This window comes from Micrococcus sp. EYE_212 (assembly GCF_023147585.1).
Taxonomy (GTDB): domain Bacteria; phylum Actinomycetota; class Actinomycetes; order Actinomycetales; family Micrococcaceae; genus Micrococcus.
This window is the reverse complement of sequence record NZ_JAHXOZ010000018.1, coordinates 20,688-44,284: the sequence shown is the minus strand read 5'-3', so window position 1 is coordinate 44,284 and position 23,597 is coordinate 20,688. Positions and strand designations below refer to the sequence as shown.

Here is a 23,597-nt window from a genome sequence, read left to right as displayed (position 1 = left end):
CGACTCGTACAAGTCCACCGCCCGCTGCCGGAACCCGTCCGTGTAGTTCTTCCTAGCCATCCCTTGGATTCTCGCTTCCCCATCATCGTGCTGGAATCAGCGTGTCCAAGATCAGGGGTCAAGCGCCCCCCGAGCCGCGACGGCGACAGATGGGCATCCTGTGCGAGTTCGGCCAAGGTCCACCGGTGAGCGAGATCAGCTCGCATCCGAATGACCGTGTCACGGATCTCTGTCCTGGTAGGGCCGAGGCCAGAGTGCTCTGTGGCCGTCATCGGGGCAACTCGCTTCGCTGTCCACAGCACGGGCATTTCAGGCTTGCTCGTTGGGTCGCGGTACGTCGATACGCGGATGGGCTGACCCCGACGATGGCGGTGAACTGTCGTGCGGCGTGGCCGCGGCTGCGCCACCCGACCTGTGTCATGGCGACACCGATCGGAAGATCAGTCTCTATCAGGAGCTCGGCCAGTATGTGGGCGCGAAGGTGAGCCAGGTACTGGATGGGAGGCATCCCGAAACGTTGGCTGAAGGCCCTGCCCAATTGTGACGTAGACAGGTGCACGAGGTCGGCAAGGTCACGAAGTCGCCAATCCCGTCCGGGGTCTTGAGCGAGGAGCCGTGCTGCATGGTGTACGGCTGTCTCAGTCGGGCACGCATGGCTGGGGGTGGTCTCGTCCGGGCAGACTCGCCACGAGGGGTCGATGCTCATCGCCGCCGCCTTCCTGAGGACGACTGCGTGCGGCGGGACGGTGGCGAGGAGCCCGTGGTCTTGAACAAGTCCACCCATGCCTCGACGGGCAGGTCCTTCGGCAGTCCGGCAGCGTTCACGCCCTGGCGTGTCAGCCACGCCTGTGCCGCCTGTGGCGAGCCGAGCGAGGTGTTGCGCGCGAGGATCTGGGCCAGCCCACGTCCGGGACCGGTGTAGACGCGGTGGACCAGGGCATGGAACTGGCGTCGCCCTGCCGGCGACAGCAGCGGATGTTCGCGACGGTGAATGGTGAGGATTCCGCCGTCGACTCCCGGACGCGGGGTGAACGCGCGAGCGGGAACACGACTGTGCAACGTGAAGGTGAACCAGGGCGCCCATTGCGCGGTCATCATCGTGGCACCGCCAACGCCCGCTCTGCGCCGCGCAACTTCCCATTGCACGAGCACAATGGCATCGGTCCATGCCGGGGCGTGCAGGATGCGTCGCAGCATTGCCGTGGTCTGGTGAAACGGCAGGTTGCCGACGAGCACATGCGCAGACGTGGGAAGCCGGTAGGTCAAGAAGTCATCGGCGACGACCTCCACGTGCGACGGGAGCCGTTGGGCCAAGCGTCGGGCGAGCCGGGTGTCGATCTCGACGGCTGTGACCGGTCGCCCGAGCTGGGCCAACGGCGAGGTGAGTGCTCCGTCACCGGGGCCGATCTCGATGATCGGGCCCTCGGTGGCGGACACGAGCCGGGTGATCGTGGTGACGGTGGATGGGTCAGTCAGGAAGTTCTGGCCGTGCTCATGACGGCCACCTTGATAGGTAGGCACTGTTTGCTCCGTGGTTGTTGCGGAGCCGGGCACGCTGAAAGAGCCGCCCGGCCGTGATCACCGGGGGCGGGAGCAACAACGCGTGGGAGTGTGCTCGCCGCCGTTAGCGAGTAGTGCCCCATAGAGTGGTGTAGCGCACGGTGACTGGGCACGTCGTTCCGGATGTGGACGCGGCCACCGTGTGATCCTTCGAGTCAACCTTCCACAGAATCCTCGAACGGAGTCATCACGATGACCGCTCCTCATATTCTCGACCCTGCCGGCCTGCTCGGCGAAGCCCTGTCCGAAGCATCCCCGGATTTGATGCGTTCGTTGCTGCAGACCGTGATCAACTCCCTGCTCTCCGCTGACGCCGACGCGGTGGTCGGCGCCGAATGGGGTAAACCCACCCCGGGCCGAGCTACCCAGCGCAACGGGTACCGGCACCGGGACCTGGACACCCGGGTCGGGACCCTGGACGTGGCGATCCCCAAACTCAGGTCGGGCACGTACTTCCCGGAGTGGCTGCTCGAGCGCCGCAAAAGGGCCGAATCCGCGCTGATCACGGTGGTCGCCGACTGCTACCTGGCCGGGGTCTCGACCCGGCGGATGGACAAACTGGTCAAGACCCTCGGGATCAACGCGCTGTCGAAGTCCCAGGTCTCGCGGATGGCCACCGAGCTGGACGAGCAGGTCGAGTCCTTCCGTCATCGCCCGCTCGGGGAGGCTGGGCCGTTCACGTTCGTGGCCGCCGACGCGCTGAGCATGAAGGTCCGCGAGGGCGGCCGGGTGGTCAACGCCGTGGTGCTGCTGGCCACCGGGGTCAATGGTGACGGCCACCGCGAGGTCCTCGGCCTGCGGGTGGCCACCTCGGAGACGGGGTCGGCGTGGAACGAGTTCTTCGCCGACCTGGTGGCCCGGGGCCTGACCGGAGTCCGCCTGGTCACTTCCGACGCCCACACCGGGCTCAAGGACGCCATCGCCGCGAACCTGCCCGGAGCGACCTGGCAGCGGTGCCGGACCCACTACGCGGCGAACCTGATGGGCATCACCCCGAAGAACATGTGGCCGGCCGTGAAGGCCATGCTGCACTCGGTGTATGACCAGCCCGACGCCGCCAGCGTGGACGCCCAGTTCGACCGGCTGCTGGACTACGTCAGCGAAAAGCTGCCCACCGTGGCTGAGCACCTCGATGGTGCCCGGGCGGACATCCTGGCGTTCACCACGTTCCCCAAGGACGTGTGGACCCAGATCTGGTCGAACAACCCGGCCGAACGGCTCAACCGCGAGATCCGGCGTCGCACCGACGCCGTGGGCATCTTCCCGAACCGGGCAGCGATCGTGCGCCTGGTCGGGGCGGTGCTGGCTGAGCAGACCGATGAGTGGGCCGAGGGCCGCCGCTACCTCGGCCTCGAGGTGTTGGCCCGCTGCCGCCTCACCACCGTGGACGACACCGGGAACGAGGTGAACGCCGAACCGGAAACCACCCTCGAACTCAGCGCCTAACAGCACCAATGGAGGATCAGAGCGTTACACCACTACTCGGGACTTGACCCGTTAGCGGCTGCGCAGACGCAGCGAAGCAGTGCCGTAAACCAACATGCCAACCAGCGTAGGCGACCCCATCGCCACTCGGCGACCCAATAGCCCGTCCATGCGTCAAAGACGCGCAGATCCGTATCACCACCGGCCAGAACCAGCTCACAGTCTGTCCGTGCCCGACGAGGGGACTGATGCACCCATAGGTGACAGTCGTCTTCACGCCGCGTCTGCGGGCGTGTGGTCCATGATCAACTCGTACTCGACCGGCGTCAATCGGCCCAGGCGCACCTGCCGGCGGCGGCGGTGGTAGGCCCGCTCGATCCAGGTGATGATCCCGGCCCGCAGCTCGTCCCGGGTGTCCCAGTCGCGTCGGTCCAGCACGTTCTTCTGCAGCAACGCGAAGAAGGATTCCATGGCCGCGTTGTCCCCGGCAGCACCGACCTGGCCCATGGACCCGATCAGCCCGTGGGTGGTGAGGGCGTCCTGGAATAGGGCCGAGCGGAACTGCGAGCCGCGGTCCGAGTGCACGATGCACCCGGCGACCACGTCGGTGCCTCCGCGGCGGGCCACGGCCTGCTCGAGCGCGTTCACGGCCAACGAGGCCTGCATACGGCCGGCCATGGAGTACCCCACGATCCTGCCGGCGTAGAGATCCTTGATCGCGCAGAGGTAGAGCTTGCCCTCACCGGTGGGGTGCTCCGTGATGTCGGTCAACCACAGCCGGTTGGGCTCCTCGGCAGAGAAGTCCCGGCGGACGCGGTCATCGTGCACGGGCGGGCCTGGGCGGCGTCCGTTCTTGCCGTGCTTGGCCCCGAATGCGGAGTGCCACTGGTTCTCATGGCAGAGCCGCCAGGCAGTCCGGGTGGCCATGGGTTCCCCGGCCGCCTCGGCCTCGTCCCGCAGCAGCCGGTACCCGAACTCCGGATCGTTGAGGTGCGCGTCGTGTAGCGCGTTGGCCCGGTAGGCCTGCTCGATGTGGGAGGGACTCACGGGGTGGTCCCGCCAGCGGTAGTAGGGCTGGCGGGCGAGCTTGAGGACCCGCAAGGACACCGCGACCGGGATCTGGTCGGCGGCGAGCTCGGACACGAGCGGGTACATCATTTTTTCGGCAGGTTCGCCTGGGAGAGGTAGGCCGCGGCGCGGCGTAGGACTTCGTTCTCCTGCTCGAGCAGCCGGATCCTGCGGCGGGCTGCGCGGAGTTCTTCGGCCTCCGTGGCGGTGGTGCCGGGCTTGTTGCCGGCTTCGATCTCGGCCTGGCGCATCCAGTTCGTCAGACAGGAGAAGCTGATCCCGAAGTCCTTCGCGATCTGCTTCAAGTGGGTGCCGGGCTCACGGTTCTGGGCGACGCGGACGACGTCGTCGCGGAACTCTTGGGGGTAGGGGGCGGGCATGGTGCACATCCTTCCCTGCGGTGTGGTAACACCACAGATCGTATGTCACCTACACGTGCGTCAGTCCCTCGGATGTCGGAAGTGTTCACCGCGTGTCGTGTGAAATCTTCGCGGCATCTCGACAACCTCCCGCCCCCGTGTGGCCCATGCACATCGCCTCGCCACTGCTGCTCATCCCCCGAACGGAGCCGCCCCTGATCCAGGCCCAGAGGGGGTCTCTGGGGCGTGGATCAGGGGCGGCTCGCTGGCCTGGACCTGGCGGGCCTACCTCGAGGTTCCCGTGGATCCGTGGCCGGGCAGTGGCGGCAGACTCCCCTCCCCCTGGCCCTCGTGCGGCTTGGTTTCCGCCGGGCCCCTGGCTGCCTGCTCCCGGTCTGCTCGCCCGCGCACGGCTGCGCTCTGGCTCCCGTCTACCTTCGGTGCTCCTTGGATGCTCGCCGGTCGCTGGTGCTCGTATGGCACGGCTTCCCGCTGGGGAGCTCGCGTGAAGATGTCGCAGCCGCTGGTCTACGTGTCGTAGGGCCCGGCCGGGGGGCGTCTCAGAGGCCGCCGTGCGGGGTCATGTCGATCTGTGCAACAACCCGGTTCTGGGTGGTGTCCACGACGACGGTCATGGGGCGCTCGGTCCGCGGCGCGGTGACCCAGGGGTCCTCGCCGGTGGTCTCGGTGGCCACCATGAGCGCGACGTCGACGCGCTCGCCCTGAACGGTTTGCGCGCGCGACTCGAGCACCTGAACCGACGTGCTGGCCTTGGCATGTACGAAGCGGTGCTGGGCGTCGGATTCCCAATCCCGATCGACGTCGAGCGTCTTCAGCAGCTCAGGGCTCACCGTGGGCGCCAGCGCCTCCCGCCACTGCTGCCGGCTGGTCTGCCACGTGCGCGCGTTCATGGCCTGCGCAAACCGGCTGGCCACGTCCTCGGCACGCTTGCGGGCGTCGGGGTCCAGACCCTGGACGGCTCGCTCCTGGGCGGCCTTCTCCACCTCGATCTGGGAGCTGCGCGCCGCACTGACAGCTGACGGGCTGACCTGGGCGTTTCCAGATTTCGACGGCCCCGTGGAGGGGGTCGTTTCCCGATTCGTTTCCTGACTCGCAGCGCTGGCCGGGGCGGTGCTGGCCGACGGCTGAGGCCAGGCCCCGGCCGTCGAGCTCGCGGCCGCCGCGGGCGTGGGGGCCGGTCCCTCCGGCGCCTGCTCGCCGGGGGTGCCGGTGAGCAGCCACGCGCCGGCGCCTGCCGCGGCGAGAGCGCCGACCAGGAAGGGCCAGGCCCGCCCCGTGCGGGGCTGGGGGTCCTGGGGGTGGCGGGTGGTGTCCGTGCGGCTCACTTCTTCTCCTGGAACACGTCGAAGTAGACGGTGTCGGTGCCGGTCTGGGTGACCGGGTGCTTGCGGGTGCCGGCGGACTCGTTGATCGCGGAGATCATCATGCCGTCGCCGACGTAGATGCCCACGTGCTCCCACCGCCCGCGGGTGGGGTCCCACTTCTGGGCGACGATGTCGCCGGGCTGCGGGGTCTCGGTGCGCTTGCCCACGGTCCACGGGGCTTGGCGGGGCATGTCGATCCCGTTGTCCTGGTAGACGCGTGAGACCAGCCCGGTGGCATCCCAGGATCGGAAGTCCGCGGCACCGTAGGTGTAGGTGCCGCCGATGCCGGCTTCGGCGCGGGAGACGATCTTCGAGCGCGAGAAGTCGGCCGGGATCTCCAGGCGCTTGGTGTCCTCGTCCAGGGCGTGGTTGCCCTCGGGGGCGGTGCTGGAGGTGGCGCTGGCCGCGGCCTCAGCCCCGCCGGCGCCCTGGCACATCATGGGGGTGGTGCCGGTGACCTGGCCCAGGATCTGGTTCGCCGCGTTCTCCCACTTGTTGTACTCGTCGGGGTGGCGCGAGTTCTGTACGGCCTGGGCAGCCGACCCGGGGGCCATGCCCTCCCAACCGGGGATGTCCAGCAGGCCCGGGGGCATGCCCTTGTTCGGGCCGGTTGGGCCGCCGAAGAACGCTCGTGCGGCGTACTCGGGGTTCATCAGCTCCGGCACGCTTCCCCAGCCGGCCACGGTGCGCTGCTGGAAGACGTTGACCGAGTCCTTGTTGGTGCCGGTCTTCTGGTGCGGGAAGTTCATGGACTCCGGCAGGGTCGGGTTCGCCATGTTCTGGAGCATGGTCTCCTGGAGCCCGGTCATCAGCGCCACCTGGATCCCCTTGTCCGAGATGTTGAGCTCGCGCGCCACCCCGATGATCAGGGCCGCGTTCTCCACCTGCTCCGGGGAGAGTGTCCACTCGCTGCCCTCGGGCAAGGTGATCCGCACCGGCCCGTTGACCTTGGGGGGCTGCCTGTCCGAGGCGGCGGCGCCCGTGGGCGAGGATCCGCTGGCCAGCTTGGCCGAGGGAGCCGAACTTGAGGAGGCTGCCGCCGAGCTCGAGGACGCCGCCCCCGCGGCACCGCCGCCGGCCGGAGAGGTCAGCCGGGGCATCTGGCCCTTCTCCAGGATCAGGCCGCGCTCGGCCAGCCAGGTCTGCGGGTTGGACCGCTCGCCGTTGACGTAGAGCATCAGGTGCAGGTGAACGCCCGTGGCCACGCCGGTCTCGCCGGCTCCGGCCAGGTGGTCCCCGGCCTTCACCTGCTGGCCGGGCTTGACCACGGTGGTGCCGTTGGCGATGTGGACATAGCGCCACTCGATCCCGTTGCCCGAGTCGATCTTGAGGATGTTGCCGCCCTCTTCACCCTCCATGTTGGTGCCGATGACCGTGCCGCCCATGACGGCGTTGATGGGGGTTCCCTCGGGGATGCCGCCGATGTCCACGCCACCGTGGAAAAGCAAGGGCGCCTCGCTCGTGTAGCCCGGGGGGATGTACCCGGGCCCGAAGGGGTTCGGGCGCGGCCCGTAGTCGGAGGTGACCCGGCCCATCAGCGGGATGGCCAGGGACCCGTCCGCGGCAGTCAGGCCCCCCACGACACAGGAGAGAGAGGACTGCTGCATCTTCAGCTTCTGCTGGGCGCCACCGATCATCAGGATGATCAGCAGGATCAGCACCACCACGAAGGCGACGACCGCCACCACGGCGCCGGCCCCGATGAAGACGGCGCGGCGCTTCATGCGTGCTGCCCCCGCGGGCCCTGGGCGGCCCGGAGGCGCTCGCGCATCCGCTGGGTGGCCTCCGTGCTGTCCGACCGCGGCCGCCGCGGGGGCTGCTGGGGGCCCTGTCTCGAATCCACGACGGTGCCCTCCACAACCTCGGGCCGGCGAGGGGCCACGGTGGCCTTGCCGTCGCTGCCCACCGTGATCCGGGACTGGCGAGGCACCCGCTGGGGCTTGCCGGGGCCGGTGAGCTCCTTGCGGTTCTGGCGCTCGATGGACCAGGCCGCGCCCTGGGCAACGACGTTGACCGCCCCACCCATCGGACCACCGATGGCAGCCGCCCCGACGCCGACGGCACGCACCAGCGGAGCCGGGGGCAGCTGCCCGCCCGGACGGCGCCGGCGCGCGGGCCCGCTGCCGCCGTCGGCGCGCGCGGCACGGCCGAAGACCTGGGGGCCGCGGGGATCCGGCCGGCGCGGTCCTCCGCTGGGCGTATCGGAGCCGCCCGAGGGGCCGCCGCCGCCGGTCGGCCGGGAGCGCGCAGGCCCGTCCTGGCCGCCGCCCTTGGCCAGACCGAGGCGGCCGAACTTGTAGCCGCCCAGGGCCGTGCCGGCCATGCCCACCAGCGACTTCATCGGCACGCTGGACTTCTTCTCCTGGCCGGCGCCCAAGCGCGAAAGCCAGCGGGCGGTCTGGTCGCCCTTCTTCATGATCCCGTGACGCACGCGCAGCACCAGCCAGATCAGCGCGACCAGCATGAGCACCAGCAACAGCATCTGGAGGGTCACGCCGAGGGCTGCGGTAGTCAGCAACATGCTGGCCACCAGGCGTAGGGACACGGCCACGAGCACGATCGCGGCCACGATGACCACACCGCAGGCAATCACGCCGACGAACGCGCCGAAGAACTCCTTGCGGGAGGTGCCCGGCAGGATCGAGATCATCACGGCCAGCACCTGGTAGACCCCGTAGAACAGGGCCATAAGCACGGCCAGGAACAGCACTACCGCCATGGTGGCCACGAGCACGGCGAAGGCTGCCGAGCCCAGGTTGGTCATGAGCATGGGGGCGACCTTGGTGAAGGAGGTCGACTCGGACCAGCTCTTGGCCGAATCACTGCACCCCTTGACCGGGTCCATCACCGACTTGGACTCCACATCCATGGGGTCCGCGGCCTTCATCGTCTCGGTGAAGGTGCTGGCGCAGCCGCCCTCGAGCAACTGGCCGAAGGCGACGGCCTGGGAGGGCCCGCGCAGCATCGCGTCCGTCAGGTCGGCCATCACGGACTGGCCCAGGGCCGAGGAGGCGTCCGCGCCGCCGTCCATCGCGCCCTTACCTCCGGTGGCCTCCACGGCGATCTGCGCCGCGGTCTGCTGGGAGGTCTGGAGGACGCCGTCCGGGCCGGTGATGTAGGCGACCGGGTTCAGCGCGATGTTCGTGGCGACCACGACCATCATCACGGAGACGAACATCTCCCCCCAGGCCGCGCCGCGCTTGCGCATGAAGAACAGCAGGCCGATGGTCGTGCCGGAGATCATCGCCGCCAGCGGGATCCAGTGGATCTGCGCGACCAGCTGCCCGAAGTTCTGGCCGAGGACCTCCATCGGGCCGGAGAACCAGGAGACCCACTGGAAGCCGAGCAGGGTGTGCAGCAGCCACATGCACGTGGTCACGCACATGTAGTGCAGGCCCCAGAAGAAGTCGAGCACGGAGACCAGCGCGTCGCGGGCGGGGTTGATGTCAATGCCGCCGGCGCCGTGGTCCAGGGGCAGTGCCTCGTACTTGGAGATGGGCACACCGGAGGAGTCGGTGACCTGCTGGGACCACTCCTCCAGGCCCATCACCCCCGACTGCGCCGGGGCTGCCGGGGCCGCAGAGGCGGCCGGGGCGGCCCAGAGCATGCTCAGCAACACGGCAGCGCTGACGCCAGCTCGTCGCATCCATCCGCGTGCGCTCATGCGTGCACCAACTCCTTGGCGGTCTCGGTGAAGGCTCCGCGCTTGGGCGGGGAGCTCATCACGGCCTTGAAGCGGGCCGGCGAGAGCGGAGGAAGCACCTTGATCTTGGCGACGTTTCCGTAGGCGTCACGCATCAGCGCCTCACCGCGGCGCTCGGGGGCCACCTCCTCGTTGTCGTCCAGGGGGGAGAGCCCGGAGGTGACCAGCTCGACCCACTCGTCCTGCCCCATGTCGGCCATCCAGTCGAGGTTGCGCTGGGCCATCTTGGAGTCGCGGGAACGGCAGACGATGCGCACGGGGATCAGCGCCTGGAGCTGCTGGGATCCGAAGTCCGTTGACGCGTCATGCGAGCCCAACGCCACAGCGGCCTTGTGCTTGCGGCCGTAGCGGACCACGTTGGACAGCTCCAGCTCGGTCTCCGGGGAGCCGGTGGCGTGGTGGGCCTCGTCGACGATCATCAGCGACTCGATAGAGTCGTCGGCGTAGAGCACGACGCGGCTGACGGCCACGATCAGGGCATAGAGGGCGCGGCCGATGACCTTCTCCACCGGCAGCTCCGACTTCAGCGCGGCGGACTCCAGCTCCTGGCGTCGGGGCAGCTCCACGCCGCGGGTGCAGAAGGTGAGGAAGCGCGAGGACAGGTCCAGGGTCGGCAGGGACTCGTCGAAGAGCAGGGGCCCGAACTCGGTGGACTGCACGTTCTGGAGGCCGAACGCGATCGCGCGGGTCTGTTCCGGCTCCTCCCCCGCCAAGCCCTGGCCAGAGAGCAGGTGGGCTACCAGGGACCCCATGGAGGTGATCTGATGCTCCTCCGCGTAGTCGGGGTGCAGCAGCTGGCCGAGCAGCCGGCCCTCGGCGGAGTTCGAGCCGAAGCCCAGCAGCACGGAGACCAGGGAGCGGGTCACGCGCGCGGCGACCTTGCCCGGGAACAGGCGCAGGGGGTCGATCGACCAGCGGGTGTCGCCGAGCTCGACGACGGTGGGCTGGGAGCCTTCGCGCTCGGTGAGCAGTCGACCCAGGGCCGCCCACTCGGTGTTGTCGGAGCGGTCGATGGCCACGATCTGGCCTCCGCGGTCGAAGACGTTGCCGGCCACGATCTTCAGCAGGGTGGACTTGCCGGAGCCGTTCTCGCCGGTGACGGCGAACGAGCCGGACATGTCGGCCTCCATGAGGCCGCCGATGTTCATGAACACCGGACTGCGGCGCGAGGAGGAGATGTTCGTGCCCAGCCGGAATCCGGTGCGGGTGCCCAGCGCGTCGGTCACCAGGGGCACGCCGAAGGCCAGGTGCCGGCCGGTGACCAGCAGCTCGAGCTTCTTCACCACGGAGGAGGCCGGCGTGCCCGGCAGGCACGCCCACCACAGCGACTCCTGGTAGCCCAGGGGCGTGATCACCTTGAAGTCGCGCGCCGAGTAGGCCGCCTGGATCATCTGGGCCTGGCCCTGGGCCTGTTCGGGGGTCTCGGCGCCGACGATAAACATCACCGCGACGTCGATGGAGACCTCGGCCTCCGAGGAGTTCAGTGCGGCGTGGTAGGCCTTGAGGTCCTCGGCGATCGCGTCCAGGCGGGTGGATCCGCCGGTGATCGCGTGGGAGTCGCCCTCCTGCTGGTTGTACTCCTCGTTGAGCTTCTCCTCGGCACGCTTGTTCCGTGCGGCGGCGCGCTTGGCCGGCAGCACGTTCATGCGCATGATCCAGTCCGCGTTGACGCTGAGGGAGTCGATGTAGGAGACGTACTCGTCGTCGGGGAAGGTGAAGCCCTCGCGGGGGCCGGCGGTCAGGGCCATCACCACCTGGTACGAGGCCTGTCCTGCCGTGGTCTCGGAGGCGATCTTCACGTACCGGCGGCCGAAGGGGTTCAGCCGTTCCTTGGCGCTGACGTCGGACTGGCCGCCCTCGTCCACAAGCGGCTCGGGAATGCTCGCCCCGGAGGTGAACGCCTGCACGTCCTCCCCGCCGGCGGGCGCAGTGGGATCCGATCCCAGGCCCCGGCTCTGGGAGTGGGCGTAGATCCAGGCGACCTCGGCCGGAGAGGAGGGGACGGCCTTGAAGGCGGCGGGGATGGCCCGGCCGATGTGCTCGGCCGTGCGCCCCAGAGCCTGGATCTCCGCCTCCGTGGGTCGCCAGGTGGGCAGGGCCAGCTGCTCGCGCAGCTTGCCGTCGACGGAGCGGATCAGGGTCTGGAGGCGGTCGGTGATCGACTTGGACGGCAGCGGCACGGCCAGCCAGTAGGCTCGCTCGCCCACGGGGATCGTCTCGAGCTCGTCCAAAGAGAGCTCGACCTCCTCGAGGTAGTTGGGGCACTGCTCCAGGTCGACACCGTCGAGCATGCGCTCGACGACGGCGGCGGGGTCGAGCTCGGCGCACAGGCCCATGAGCATGGCCTCCCCGCGCAGGCCCTGGAAGAGGGCCTGGTGGGCGAGCATGGCCCGCTCCTTGTGCTCGCCCTTGCCGAAGCCGTAGGGCAGCCCGTGCACGCGCCACATCGCCCACACCGTGCCCGTGGAGGTCCACATGAGGTTCTCGCGCAGGTACAGGAGGGAGTTCTTCATCGCTGGGTGTCCTTGTTCTCGGTCGTGCTCTGCTGGAGGAGGCGTGCCACGGAGGAGGTGCCCATCGGCCGGTACGTCGGCGCGGGCTCGCCCTGCGGTTCGTCGGTGGCCGGCGCGCGGGTGAGAGCGGTGGGACTGGAGGGCTTCTCGGGCATCCCTGCGGGAGCCTTCTTGGGGGCGAACGTCTCGCCGCGGTAATGCCCGTGCGGGGGCTTGGACCAGGCCAGGAAGGCTCCGGTGATGACCAGGCCCAGCTCGTGGAGGTTGTCCGGGGCGAAGCGCAGCAGCCAGGTGACCGCCAAGCCAGCGGCCAGGGCGCCGGCGAAATCGAACAGGTCGAAGCCGGTGGACCAGGACCCCCGGACGGCCCACAGCAGCGCCACCGTGATCGCCCCGCCCACGCCCTGCACGAGCGTGTAGGGGCCCCCGGGCACGCGGGTGCCGTCGGGCAGCCGGTAGAGCGTGGTGGGGATGCGGCGGATGCTGCTGTAGAACCGTCCGGTCTCGGTCATGGCTTACTCCTGGCCGATCACTTGATGGTCGAGCCGGCGGAGTCCGCGGCCCACTGGACGCCGGCCACGCCGCCCCAGATGAACAGGCCGCCGGCCAGAGCGGAGAGCAGGATCGCCGGCAGGGTCCACTTGCCGCGGGCCGAGCCGATCAGGAAGATCACCACGCCCAGGAAGATGATCAGCGCGTTGAGCACGGTCTGGGCCTGGGCGATCAGGTTGTTGATCGAGGTGAAGAAGTTGGCGCCGAGCGTGAGGGAAGAGTGGAGGTACGGGGTGAAGACGTTCACGAGGTCTCCCTTTCAGAGATGAGGGGTCAGTGGGTCGGGGCGGACTGAGGGGCTGAGGTGTCGATCAGGGGGGCCGGGTCGAGGGAGGTCACCTCCCATCGGCCGTCGCGGAAGGTCACGGTGACCGGCACCGTCACGCCCATACGCGAGTTGCGCTCATCGGGCAGCTCTGCCTCCGCCTGGATCAGGGCGCGCACCGGGGTGCCAGGCTGGACGGAGTCCAGGGCCTGATCGGTGCGGATCTCCTGGATGAACAGGCGGGTGTAGGGGGCGGGGTCGATGGCGGCGAGCTTGTAGCCGGGGGCCAGGAAGCGGGAGACATCCGAGCGGCCGGCGCCGTAGGCCTGGAGGAAGCCGTCGAGCATCTTTCCCAGGTCGGTGTCCGGGCCGACCCGCTGGGAGTAGTTCAGGGTGACGGGGTCTCCATGAGCCGGCCCCGGCACCGGGGTGGGGTAGCCGATGACCTGCAACTGGCCGGGGGCCTGCTCGTGAACGGCCACCTGGTAGTACCGCAGCGTGTAGGGGACCGGCTTGGCGGTGGCCCCAGCCGCCGGAGACGGACTGGCCGAAGACGGCGAGGGAGACGGCGAGGCGGAGGACGTCGGCGAGGCGGTCGCCTGCTCCAGCAGGGACAGGCTCTTGGTCGCCTCCGCTCCCTGCGGAGCGCTCGGCGCCCCGGAGCGCTGCTCCACATGGGCAGCGACGGTCACGGAGGTGATGCTCGGGTCCTTGCCGCGCTGGACACCGGCCACGGCGACGTCGCGCACACCCAACGGCTCCACGGGCAGCTGGGGGATCTTCGTCCCCCCGATATAGGGCTCCAGCAGGCTCTGGTCGTCGCGGGTAGCACGCAGCCACGCCGAGACGTAGGACGTCGCCACGCCCTCAGCGGTGGACGTGTCGGGCACCTCCACCGTCGGCGCCGGCTGGGATGCCGTCGAGGCGGCCAGGACGACGGCCAGGCCGGACAGGCCCAGGCACAGCACCATCGCCCCGTAGAACCCGTAGAGCAGGACCCGGGAGGCCAGGCTGTTCACCTTGGACTTGGCCGGCGTCGGGCTGTTCTGCTCCGGCGCCTCCGCGGCGGGCTCGGTCTTCTTCTTGCGAGAGAGCAGTTTCACCGATCCTGCCCTCCCATCCGCCGGGCGATGAGGGTGGCCTCGCGCAGCTGGTCGGAGTCCAGGAGGCGACGCATCTCCTCCTGGCTGGCCTGGTCGAACGGCCGCGCACACAGGTCCGCCAGACCCGCCTCCAGGACGGCCTCGGCCTCCCGCATGGTCTGGCCCTCACGCACGAAGCTGGCCAGCTGCTCATCGGTCACGATCTCGGGGGTCTGCTCGGACATCACGGGGGCTCCTTGGACGGGCGATCTCTCACCGGACTAAAGGCCGCCCGCGGGAACCGATGTCCCTCCCGTGCGGGAACTTTTTCTCCGCCCCTCCCCCACATCCGCATGATTACGCCGATCTCCTGCGGTCCAGGTTCTGGAAATCCAGACGATCGGCAGATCCAGATCCAGATCCAGATTCGTTTCCCGACCTGCTCGTTTGGCTGGTCAGTGACCCGTCCGGGACGCCCGGACACCACTGATGGAGGGACCGAGTCCGATGAGCACCACCACCTACGCCCCGACCGTGATCGACCGCCTGAACGCCGAGTGGGCCGTGCGCTACGCCGAGACCTCCCACCCCTGGCCTCACGGCGCTCAGACCGGCATCGAGCTCGTCCAGACGGTGGCCCGCAGCACCGTGGAGGTCCGCGAGCAGATCATGCGCGGCCTGCTCGAGCAGGCCGCGGTCGGCGACGAGGACTGCGCCCGCGCCGTCCTCCAGCTGATGCTGCCTCGCTTCACCCTGATCGCCGGCCGTCACACCCGCATGCGCATGGCCACCATGCACGGAGACCACTCCGCCCGCGAGGAGGTCTCCGCCGCCGTCATCGCCGCAGCGTGGAAGTGGATCCGCAGGCCCTCCCTGCACCGGGCTGGCTCGTGCATCGGCAACCTCGCCATGGACGTGCTCAAGGACTCCCTGCTCGAGCGCAAGCTCTACGACGGCCAGTCCGACGTCGAGGCCCTGCCCTCCTGGCTGCCGCAGCTGGCCGAGGAGCCGGCCGACGATGAGGCCGCCGACAACGGCCGTGCCACCCGGGACCTGTGCGCCCTGATCGCCTGGGCTCGAGACAACGCCGTCTTCTCCAGCCGCGACGCCGCGGTCTTCCTGCGCTACCAGCTGGCCGACGAGGCCGAGCGCGCAGCCCTGAGCGACGAGTACGGCTACAGCGGCCGCGGCCTGTGCAAGCGCATCAACGTCCTGCGCACTCGCCTGACCCAGGCCGTGAAGGACTACGCCATGGAGCGCAGCGGGCTGGCTCCCGACTACGCGGCCCTCATGGAGCAGGCCCCGGCCGCCTGAACCCCAGACCGCGACCACCTCACCGAACGGCTATCCACGGATGCACAGCGAAACCGCCCCCCACTACAGGAGGAATACATGTGGTTTTACTACATGGGGACCCTCCAAAATCGTTGCAATCATGCCGATTCTGACGGGGTGGCCGTCACAAGATGCACACACTGGCCGTCACAAGATGCACGTGGATAACCTCCGGCCCGACCGGCGCACCGTCAGAAGATGCACACACGCGATCGGCTTGATCCCGCCGATTTCGCCCCCAATCTGCGTCCACTCCGCCGACTATGAGCCCCCGTCACAAGATGCACGTGGATAACTCCCCGGCGACCGAAGTTCTCCACACCCGCTCCGTCCCCTCCACGCCCACCCGTCATCGGGTCCGAAAGGTCACCTCAGCCATGAACCACACGCCGGACATCACCTCCATCGACGCGGCCCCGCGCCCGGCCCTCTCGCCCAGGCGCCTGCGGCTGCTCGAGCTCAGCGAGGAGATCGAGCAGAACCCCGGCGAGGTCGCCTTCTCCACCCGCATCTGGGCCCAGCTGAGCCTGCCCTACCGCGACCCTGGAGCCACGGTCCCCCACTGGAGCCGACGCAACGGAGACACCACCCTGACGCTCTCCCCTGGCCCGGCTGGCTTCCCCTTCGGCGTCCTGGCCCGCTCCCTGCTCACCTGGATGTCCACCGAGGCCGTGCGCACCCGCTCCCGCCACCTGGACCCCGGCCCCTCCCTGCGCGCGTTCCTCTCCAGCGTCGGCACCTACCCCTCCGGGGCGAATCAGCGCCGTGTGATGGACCAGCTCCACCGGCTCAGCACGACCTCGATCATCATTGAGACCAGCCGCGAGACGCCCGACCGGCGCACCCTCAGCGGCCAGAACATGCACGTGGCCCACCGCTACGAGCTCACGTACCAGCGTGGGGCCGACCACGCGCGCATCGAGCTCAGCGAGCCCTACTTCGAGGAGGTCATGCGCTCCCCCGTCCCGGTCCTCTCCTCCGCCCTGGCAGCCCTGGGCGGCTCCCCCATGCGCATGGACCTCTACGTCTGGCTCTCCTACAGGATGTCCACGCTCCAGCGCACCACCACCGTCTCCTGGCGCCAGCTGGAGACCCAGTTCGGCGCCCAGTACGCTCAGCCGCGCCAGTTCAAGGCCGCCTTCTTGAAGAACCTCGAGCCCGTGAAGCTGATCTACCCCCAGGCGAAGGTGGCCGTGGTGGACTCCGGCCTGCGCCTGCACCCCTCCGCCACCCACGTCCCGCGGGCAGCCCACCAGCGCCCCCGGCACCTGCGCGTGGGCTGATGCACCACGAAGGGGGGCGGCCCTGCCGGGCCGCCCCCCTTCTCATGCCGGCTCAGCTCTTCGGCAGCCAGGCGTCGTACACCGAGGCGACCATGGCGCTCCGGGAGGGGGCGCCTAGACGGGCCACCTGTTCATCCAGCCAACCCCGCTGCTCCTGATCCAGGCGCAGCTGCACCTGCACGCCGCCCTGGCCGCGCGCGGCACCTCGGCGCCCACGCGGCATCCCCCCGTCCCCACGCGGCTTGTGCCCGCAGGCCGCCAAGAGCTGATCGTCGCTGAGCTCGTCGAACGCGTCGATCAGCAGGTCCGTGTAGGTCCGATGCCGCTTGGCGGCCGCGGTCCGCAACCGATCCAGGACCGGGACGGGGAGGTAGACGGCCGTGTTGCGCACGACCAGCTCTTCCTCTTCGGGGACGTCCACACGGTCCAGCTCGACCACCTGCGCGCCTTCCTGCGGGACCGCGCGCCTCACGTCTGGCATCAGTTCCGGTGCGGTATCCCGCGTGGCGACAGGCACCGTTTCCGGTGTGGTGTCCTGCGTGGATTCCGGTGTGGCATCTGGCGTGGTTTCTGGCATGGCGTATGGCACAGAGTCGACCTTCTCTGCCGGCTTCTTCTTGCCCCGGCCACGCGCGTTGAACACAGCGCCGAGTCCGTCTGCTCGATTGGGGGTCTCCATCTCAGGCGTCCTCCTCCTCGTCCTGGCCCAGGGCGCTCAGGCGTCCCAGAATCTCCTGGGCCAGTGCGGCGTAGTCCCCTGCCAGGCCATCCATGGTCGACGCATGGAAGGTCGAGGCTTCACCGGCCTTGATGCGCGCGAAGCGCTCTCGGTGAGCGCGGGCCACATCGCTCTCGAGCTCGTGCACCAGGCGTCCGCTCTTGCGCAGGTCCTGGGCGGCGCCGGCGGCGTGCCGAATACGGGCGGTGAAGACGGCCTCGTCGAAGGCCAGCCCCTGGAGCATCTGCTCGAGCGCCTGGCGGGCCTCTCGCTCGATCTTCACGGCGCGCGCCTCCACGTCGAACAGCGCCAGGCCCAACAGCTGCACGTCGGGGTTCGTGGTCTCGTGAACGGCCTGGAAGCGCTCGGCCGTCACAGCGACGCCATCGAGGGAGCGGAGATCCGTCTTGGAGACGATGACCACGCCCTCGGCGACGCTGAAGGCGGCCTCGACCAGGGCGCGGTCTCCCGGGGGCGTGTCGATGACGACCAGGTCCCACTCCTCCATGACCTGGCTCAGGCTCCGGTGCAGAAGAGCCCCGAGGGGCGGGGCGTCGTAGCCGCGTGCCACCAGCAGGCTGATGATGTCGGCCAAACGAGGACCGCCGCGAACGACGCCCAGGCCTGGGCGCATGGGATCCGTGGAGATCGGCAGCGGCGCCCCATCTTCGAGGGCTCGACGCAGCTCGATTCCGTCCGACTTCTCTAGGCCGAGGTCGGGGGAGAGGTTGCCCTGGGGATCCAGGTCGATGGTGAGGGTGCGGATGCCGGCGGCCGCGGCCAGACCGGAGAGGTTGGCGACCAGCGACGTCTTGCCGGTACCGCCCTTGCCGTTGGCGACCGCCAGGACGCCTGGGATGGCGTATGAGCGCGCAGGGGTGGACATGAGGACCTCCTAGGTTCCCTGTGATCTGACTCCTCCAGTCTACTGCATCTCTCGGGAAATACCGAGAGATTTCCCGCAGTGTTATGGCGTTCAACTGGTGTAGCGGACGGTTGGGGACTGGCGCGCAGACGGCGGTGTTATGGCATGCACGGCACTCCTGATGTGGCGCCGGTATGGCATGAGGTCACCGCTCGACGATCGCGCCCAGGGCCTCGATCATCGCGCTGTAGGCCTCCCGGTTGAGGCGGTAGGTCAGGCGTCGGCCCCGGCGCGCTTCGGAGGTGTCGCTGGAGGTCAGCAGGCCGGCCTCCTCGAGGGTGCGCAGGTTCAGGGAGAGGGTTGCGCGGGGGACGTCCAGGGACGTGGCGAGGTCGTGGGCGCCGAGGCCGGGGGAGCGGGCGATCAACACGAGGATGCGCATGCGCAGCGTGGAGTTGAACGCGACGACGGCCGTGTCGAGGGGGGATGCGGGGGCGCTCATGCAGAAATGTCTACCGTACAGAGGGACATGAGGGGGCGGTCCGGGCTTTATGTCTGGTGAAGGACCAAGCCACCTGCCATTACGGCTGGCAGGTTTGATACGCTCCCCGTGCAGTCCCCTCAGTAGCGAGAAAGGCAGGCCAAGGTGGCTCTGAGAAAGCGGTCGCCCAAGGTGACCCCCACCGAGAACCCGCGCGTCAGCGAGGCCGGCTCCAGCGCGGCGGCTCCCGTGGGCCGTCCTGCGCCGACGCCGGTGGCCAAGCGCCGCGTGGGCGGTGTGGCTGTCGCCGTCGCCCTGGCTGCCCTGGGCGGCCTCGGCGCGTTCGTGGGGACCCAGGCCAACGAGGCCAAGCCCTACCTGGTGGTGAACGCTCCCGTGGAGCGAGGGCAGAAGATCGAGTCATCCATGCTGTCGTCCGTGCGCGTGGCTGGCGACCCCAGCGCGCTGGTCCCTGCGACCGAGGCCCAGCAGATCCAGGGGCAGGTGGCCACGACCGACCTCCAGCCGGGCAGCACCATCACGCGCACGTCCACGGCAACGTCCTTGGGTGTGGAGGACGGCGAATCGCTGGTGGGCCTGGCTCTGGAGGTCGGGCGCCTGCCTGCCCGGGAGATGGCCGCAGGAGATCACGTCCAGGTCCTCTTCACCCCGGGCAACCAGAACACCAAGGCCGGTGACGAGAACCAGAATCACGACCCCGTCGCGGCCGTGATCGAGGCCAGCCACCATGACCAGAACAGCGGGAAGACCACCGTGGATCTGCGCGTGAAGCAGGCCGACGCCCAGAAGGTCGCCACCTGGGGTGCCGCCGGCACCGCCAGCGTGATCATGCAGGGAGCGCAGAAGTGAGCATCCTGACCCTTGCGGCCTTCGGCGTCAGCCCGGGGGTGAGCACCACGGCCGTGGCCATGACGTTGCAGTGGCCGCGCCCTGTGCTGCTCGTGGAGGCCGACGTCAGCAAGCCCTCATCCGTGCTCGCCGGGTGGTTGCAGGGCAGCATGCCGGCCGACAGCGGCCTGATGGGCATCGCCCACAACTCCATGCGACAGGCCCTGACGGAGCAGGACATCTGGGACTACGCCGTCGACCTGGGAACGGGCCAGGACGCTGGCCAGCCTTCCCGCTGGCTCCTGCCCGCCATGTCCGAGCCGCTGGCCGCGCGATCCATGCGGGGCCTCTGGCCGGAGTTGATGATGGCTCTGCGCGCCGTCTCCGGCCAGGACATCGACGTGATCGTCGACACTGGCCGCTCCGAGAACGCCCACGGCCGGGAGGCGCTCTGGCGCGACAGCGACCACCTGAGCGTCGTGGTGCGCAGCGACCTGGTCTCCGTGGCCGCGGCGCGTGCCTATCTGCCGGCCGTGCTGGAGGCCCGCGCCACCGCGGGGGCAGTGGACACGTCCTCCCTGCTCGTGGTCGAAGATCGAGCCCAGGAGTTCCCCTCCAAGGACATCTCCAAGGTGCTGGGCCTGCCGGTGCGTGGACGCCTTCCCCAGAGCCCGGAAGCCGGCGCTCACTTCGGCGGGGGCGCCCAGGCGACGTCCTGGAGGCTGCGTTCCTACACGCGGGCCATCGGTGCCGCCAACGCCTCCCTCGCGGACGCGCTGATGGCCCGCCGCCAGCTCATCGAGGCAGACATGCCCACCGAGACCGGAGGAGAGCAGCGATGAAGGATCAGACCCCCGACATGTCCCTGGACCTGCTCAACCTCCCGTTCCTGACCGAGAGCACCCCGGCCAAGCCGGCCCGGCCGTCCCTGATCCCCGCCTCCGCCGGCGCTCACCTGGCTCGCCCGCTGGGCACTACCCCGTCTCCCACCGATTCCGCTGAGCTGCCCGGGCTGTCCCGGCCGCTGACTGCTGTGCCCGAGCCGGCACCGCAGGCCGAGCAGAGCGCCCCGGCCCGGCCGAGCAACACCACGGAGCTGACGGGCTTCTGGTCGATCGTCGACGTGCTGCGCGCCAAGGCCGTGGACTGGCACGCCGAGGAGACCGCCGACCGCATCGACCTGCCCGAGAGCGAGCTGCACGCCATGGGCTGGCGGCACATCGACCGCGCGATCATCGAGCAGATGCGTGAGAACGTGCAGACCGGCGGCCGCGACGCCGCATGGACTGCCGAAGAGCAGGCGGCACTGCGCCAGGCCACCTTCGATGCGATGTTCCGTCTGGGCCGATTCCAGGCACTCGTGGACGAGCCCGGGGTGGAGAACATCCACATGATCGGTTCCGACCACGTCTGGGTGGAGAAGGCCGGCGGCAGCATGGAGCGCCGCCCTCCCGTCTTCGAGACCGATGAGCAGATGATGGCCGAGCTCCAGTTCCTCGCCGCGAACGCGGGGGAGGAGTCCCGCCCCTTCTCTGCGGCCCACCCCGACCTGGACATGGACCTGATGGGCTCGGTCCGTCTGGCCGCCACCGCCCGCCCGGTCTCCACGCGGCCCACCGCCGTATTCCGCATCCATCGGCTGGTGAACATCACCCTGGAGCAGCTGGTCGACAACGGCACCCTGAGCCCCCTGGCCGCCGAGTTCCTCACGGCGCTCGTGCAGGCCGGCAAGACGATCGTCATCAGCGGCTTCGGCGGCGACGGCAAGACGACCCTGATGCGCGCCCTGGCGGAGAAGATCGGCCCGCTGGAGCAGATCGTGACCATCGAGAAGGAGCGCGAGCTGCACCTGGACCGGCTCGACTCTCGCCTGGTCCCGCCGATCGAGCTTCAGGCTCGCCCCGGATCGGGCGAGCGCGCCGCCGACGGCAGCACCATCGGCGAGTACACGTTGACCATGGCCATGGAGAAGGCCCTGCGTCTGAACTCCGCACGCATCCTGGTCGGCGAGGTCCGCGGTTCGGAGATCGGCGCGATGATCTCCGCGATGCAGACCGGCGCGGGAACTTACTGCACCGTCCACGCCTACTCCGGCGAGGAGGCCGTGCGCCGTCTGGTCGGCCTGGGCATGAACGAGTTCTCCGAGACCTACATGGCTCGCCAGCTGGGCTACCACATCGACGTCGTCGTGCAGATGCGCAAGGTGCCTCAGCCCGATGGCTCGGTGAAGCGCAAGATCATCTCGATCTCCGAGGTGCTGCCCGGCGACACCGACAAGGGCATTTCGGTGGCCGACCTGTTCCGCATGGGTCCCGGCGACGAGAACGCCGTGCCCGTGGCCCCTCCCGTGGACAACCGCCTGCGCAACGATCTCGAGCGCACCGGCTTCGACCTGCTGCGCCTGGCCGGAGGTGCCCGATGAGCTCGCTCCTGCTCCCTCTGAGCTTTGCCCTGGGCATCCTCGGCCTGGGCATGGCTGCCGTGAACTGGCTCTGGCCCGCCCCTCCCAAGGCCCCTGCACCCGATCCGCGCTGGCTCACCGCCCTCAAGGGACTCGGCCGCCGCATGGACCGCAACACGTGGATCATGGTGGGCATCGCCGCCGCCGTGGGCTTCTTCATTGCGCTGTTCACCGGCCTGCTCGTCTACCTCGTCGCCCTGCCCGGCGCCGTCATCCTTCTGCGCTTGGCCTTCGGCTCCGGCGGGGGATCGGCCCAGATCGAGAAGCTGGCGCAGATGGAGATGTGGACGCGCTCGCTCTCCGGCCTGATCGTCGCAGGAACCTCCCTGGAGACCGCACTGGCCGCTTCCATGCCCAACGCCGGCGACCTGATCCGGGACGAGATCGCCACGATGAATGCCCGCATCAAGGCCGGCTGGCCTACCGCAGACGCCCTCAAGCGCCTGGGCCTGGAATGGGGAGACCAGACCGGCGACCTGGTCGTCATGCAGCTGATCCTGGCCGCCAATCAGCGCGGCCAGGGCCTGGCGAACGCCCTGGACGACCTCTCCACCTCCGTGGAGGAAGAGGTCTCCAAGCGCCGGGCCATCTACGCCGACCGCGCCGGCGCCCGCCGTGAGGCCCGCATCGTGATCACTATCGTGGTGATTTCCCTGTGCCTGGTCCCCGGAATGGGCGGGCCCATGGCCGCCTACCAGACCCCGCTGGGCCAGGCGCTCTACCTCGTCCTGGCTCTGGTCACCGCAGGGCTCATCATCTGGATGACCCGCGTGGTAGCCCCGCCGCCGCAGGTCCGCCTGCTGACCGCTAGGAGCTCGTCATGATGATGATCATCATCGCCGGCATGCTGTTCGGCCTGGCCGCGACCGCGCTGATCTGGCCCCTGCTGCCCCAGCGTCCGCGCCTGCGCGCGGCGGCCTTCGACGGCATCGTGACCAGCACCTCCGGAGGCGGCGCGCTCTCTTGGCAGGAGCGGGCCTCGCAGTGGACGATGCGCACGCTGCCGCCGGCCCTGGTCAACGGCCTCACCGACGCCGACCTGGACATCCTGGGCACCACCCGCAGCCGCCACACCTGGGCCAAGATCTACGGCGCCACACTCGTGTTCGTGGTCTGCCTCGCCCTGAGCGTGGCCGCACAGGTGCTCTACTCCCTGCCGCTGTGGCTGTCCCTGCTGATCAGCCTGCTCGTCGCCGCCGTCGCCTGGCTGGCACCTGACTCGGCCGCCCGCAAGCGAGCGACCAAGGCACGCACTGACTTCGCACGCGCGGTCGCGGTATTCGTCGAGCTGCTGGCCTCTGAGCGCGGCCGCAACGCCCAGCCCACGGTGGCTCTGGAAAACGCAGCCGCCATCGGCGACACCTGGGCTTTCCAGCGGATCCGTCAGGAACTGGTCCGGGCTCGCTTCACCAAGGTCCAGCCCTGGACCGCCCTGGAGACCCTGGCCACGCAGCTCCACGTCCCCGAGCTCACCGATGCCGCCCGCATCATGCGCCTGAGCGGAGACAATGGGGCCAGCGTCTACGAGCCTTTGCGCGCGTTGGGTCGCAACATGCGCGTGCGGATGCTCAACGCCGAGGCAGCCCGTGAGAATGAGGCTTCCGGCCGCATGAAGAACATCATCATGTTCATCGCGTTGATGTTCACGCTAATCGTCCTCACCCCTCTGATGCTGACGCTGATGAGCGCGTGA

At 69.2% G+C, this 23,597-nt stretch carries 21 protein-coding genes; 8 read left to right on the top strand and 13 right to left on the bottom strand.

Annotated features, from left to right (window positions below):
* Positions 1–702: 702 nt before the first annotated feature.
* Positions 703–1,521: a 23S ribosomal RNA methyltransferase Erm gene (gene erm / locus KZX60_RS10715; protein ID WP_031943903.1), complete on the bottom strand. Its 819-nt coding sequence runs from the start codon at positions 1,519–1,521 to the stop codon at positions 703–705.
* Between the two features lie 231 nt (positions 1,522–1,752).
* Here erm and KZX60_RS10710 point away from each other — a divergent pair, with 231 nt between their 5' ends.
* Positions 1,753–3,006 carry an IS256-like element ISMlu1 family transposase gene (locus tag KZX60_RS10710; protein WP_248118266.1) on the top strand — a complete coding sequence of 418 codons (1,254 nt, stop codon included), beginning with the start codon at positions 1,753–1,755 and terminating at the stop codon, positions 3,004–3,006.
* A 252-nt stretch (positions 3,007–3,258) separates the two neighbouring features.
* Here the strand turns inward: KZX60_RS10710 and KZX60_RS10705 are convergent.
* The 9 genes from KZX60_RS10705 to KZX60_RS10665 all read right to left on the bottom strand — a co-directional run bounded on the left by KZX60_RS10705 (position 3,259) and on the right by KZX60_RS10665 (position 14,157).
* Positions 3,259–4,433, bottom strand: a protein-coding gene (locus KZX60_RS10705; protein WP_248118264.1) for an IS3 family transposase whose coding sequence is annotated in 2 segments (ribosomal slippage) — positions 3,259–4,146 and positions 4,149–4,433 — 1,173 coding nt in all. Because the reading frame shifts where the segments join, the coding sequence is not laid out codon by codon here.
* Between the two features lie 539 nt (positions 4,434–4,972).
* Positions 4,973–5,758, bottom strand: coding sequence for a hypothetical protein (locus tag KZX60_RS10700; RefSeq protein WP_248118262.1), 786 nt, complete (start codon positions 5,756–5,758; stop codon positions 4,973–4,975).
* Entirely contained in the window at positions 5,755–7,521 is a 1,767-nt protein-coding gene (locus tag KZX60_RS10695) for a peptidoglycan DD-metalloendopeptidase family protein (RefSeq protein ID WP_248118260.1), read from the bottom strand. The genes KZX60_RS10700 and KZX60_RS10695 overlap by 4 nt, the downstream gene beginning before the upstream one ends.
* Complete coding sequence (locus KZX60_RS10690) at positions 7,518–9,461, bottom strand: hypothetical protein (protein WP_248118259.1); 1,944 nt, start codon at positions 9,459–9,461, stop codon at positions 7,518–7,520. Before KZX60_RS10690 ends, KZX60_RS10695 begins: the two co-directional genes overlap by 4 nt.
* Positions 9,458–12,013: an ATP-binding protein gene (locus KZX60_RS10685; RefSeq protein ID WP_248118257.1), complete on the bottom strand. Its 2,556-nt coding sequence runs from the start codon at positions 12,011–12,013 to the stop codon at positions 9,458–9,460. The genes KZX60_RS10690 and KZX60_RS10685 overlap by 4 nt, the downstream gene beginning before the upstream one ends.
* Positions 12,010–12,525: a hypothetical protein gene (locus KZX60_RS10680; protein ID WP_061867343.1), complete on the bottom strand. Its 516-nt coding sequence runs from the start codon at positions 12,523–12,525 to the stop codon at positions 12,010–12,012. Before KZX60_RS10680 ends, KZX60_RS10685 begins: the two co-directional genes overlap by 4 nt.
* Positions 12,526–12,542: 17 nt before the next feature.
* The gene (locus KZX60_RS10675; RefSeq protein WP_061867344.1) at positions 12,543–12,812 is read right to left on the bottom strand and encodes a hypothetical protein; all 270 of its coding nucleotides are present in this window, start codon (positions 12,810–12,812) and stop codon (positions 12,543–12,545) included.
* 26 nt (positions 12,813–12,838) lie between these two features.
* Positions 12,839–13,933: a conjugal transfer protein gene (locus KZX60_RS10670; RefSeq protein WP_248118255.1), complete on the bottom strand. Its 1,095-nt coding sequence runs from the start codon at positions 13,931–13,933 to the stop codon at positions 12,839–12,841.
* Entirely contained in the window at positions 13,930–14,157 is a 228-nt protein-coding gene (locus KZX60_RS10665) for a hypothetical protein (RefSeq protein ID WP_031943872.1), read from the bottom strand. Before KZX60_RS10665 ends, KZX60_RS10670 begins: the two co-directional genes overlap by 4 nt.
* Positions 14,158–14,419: 262 nt before the next feature.
* Here KZX60_RS10665 and KZX60_RS10660 point away from each other — a divergent pair, with 262 nt between their 5' ends.
* Together KZX60_RS10660 and KZX60_RS10655 are read left to right on the top strand one after the other, a co-directional pair.
* A complete protein-coding gene (locus tag KZX60_RS10660; RefSeq protein WP_031943871.1) occupies positions 14,420–15,226 on the top strand; it encodes a hypothetical protein in 807 nt (268 codons plus the stop codon).
* Between the two features lie 398 nt (positions 15,227–15,624).
* Entirely contained in the window at positions 15,625–16,530 is a 906-nt protein-coding gene (locus KZX60_RS10655; RefSeq protein WP_248118253.1) for a replication protein RepA, read from the top strand.
* A 52-nt stretch (positions 16,531–16,582) separates the two neighbouring features.
* Here KZX60_RS10655 and KZX60_RS10650 read toward each other — a convergent pair whose 3' ends face one another.
* The 3 genes from KZX60_RS10650 to KZX60_RS10640 form a co-directional block, all read right to left on the bottom strand.
* On the bottom strand, positions 16,583–17,209 hold the full coding sequence (locus KZX60_RS10650; RefSeq protein WP_248118251.1) for a hypothetical protein: 627 nt from the start codon (positions 17,207–17,209) through the stop codon (positions 16,583–16,585).
* Position 17,210: 1 nt separating this feature from the next.
* Positions 17,211–18,134 carry a ParA family protein gene (locus KZX60_RS10645; RefSeq protein WP_061873039.1) on the bottom strand — a complete coding sequence of 308 codons (924 nt, stop codon included), beginning with the start codon at positions 18,132–18,134 and terminating at the stop codon, positions 17,211–17,213.
* Between the two features lie 184 nt (positions 18,135–18,318).
* A complete protein-coding gene (locus tag KZX60_RS10640; protein WP_248118249.1) occupies positions 18,319–18,615 on the bottom strand; it encodes a MarR family transcriptional regulator in 297 nt (98 codons plus the stop codon).
* Positions 18,616–18,786: 171 nt separating this feature from the next.
* Between KZX60_RS10640 and KZX60_RS10635 the strand changes: the two genes are divergently transcribed.
* From KZX60_RS10635 to KZX60_RS10615, 5 genes are read left to right on the top strand one after another with little or no spacing between them, the layout of a single operon-like run.
* Positions 18,787–19,464, top strand: coding sequence for an SAF domain-containing protein (locus KZX60_RS10635; RefSeq protein WP_248118247.1), 678 nt, complete (start codon positions 18,787–18,789; stop codon positions 19,462–19,464).
* A complete protein-coding gene (locus KZX60_RS10630) occupies positions 19,461–20,285 on the top strand; it encodes a hypothetical protein (RefSeq protein ID WP_248118245.1) in 825 nt (274 codons plus the stop codon). Before KZX60_RS10635 ends, KZX60_RS10630 begins: the two co-directional genes overlap by 4 nt.
* The gene (locus KZX60_RS10625; protein WP_061873037.1) at positions 20,282–21,865 is read left to right on the top strand and encodes an ATPase, T2SS/T4P/T4SS family; all 1,584 of its coding nucleotides are present in this window, start codon (positions 20,282–20,284) and stop codon (positions 21,863–21,865) included. The genes KZX60_RS10630 and KZX60_RS10625 overlap by 4 nt, the downstream gene beginning before the upstream one ends.
* Positions 21,862–22,728: a type II secretion system F family protein gene (locus tag KZX60_RS10620; RefSeq protein WP_061867357.1), complete on the top strand. Its 867-nt coding sequence runs from the start codon at positions 21,862–21,864 to the stop codon at positions 22,726–22,728. Before KZX60_RS10625 ends, KZX60_RS10620 begins: the two co-directional genes overlap by 4 nt.
* A complete protein-coding gene (locus KZX60_RS10615) occupies positions 22,725–23,597 on the top strand; it encodes a hypothetical protein (RefSeq protein WP_061867358.1) in 873 nt (290 codons plus the stop codon). The genes KZX60_RS10620 and KZX60_RS10615 overlap by 4 nt, the downstream gene beginning before the upstream one ends.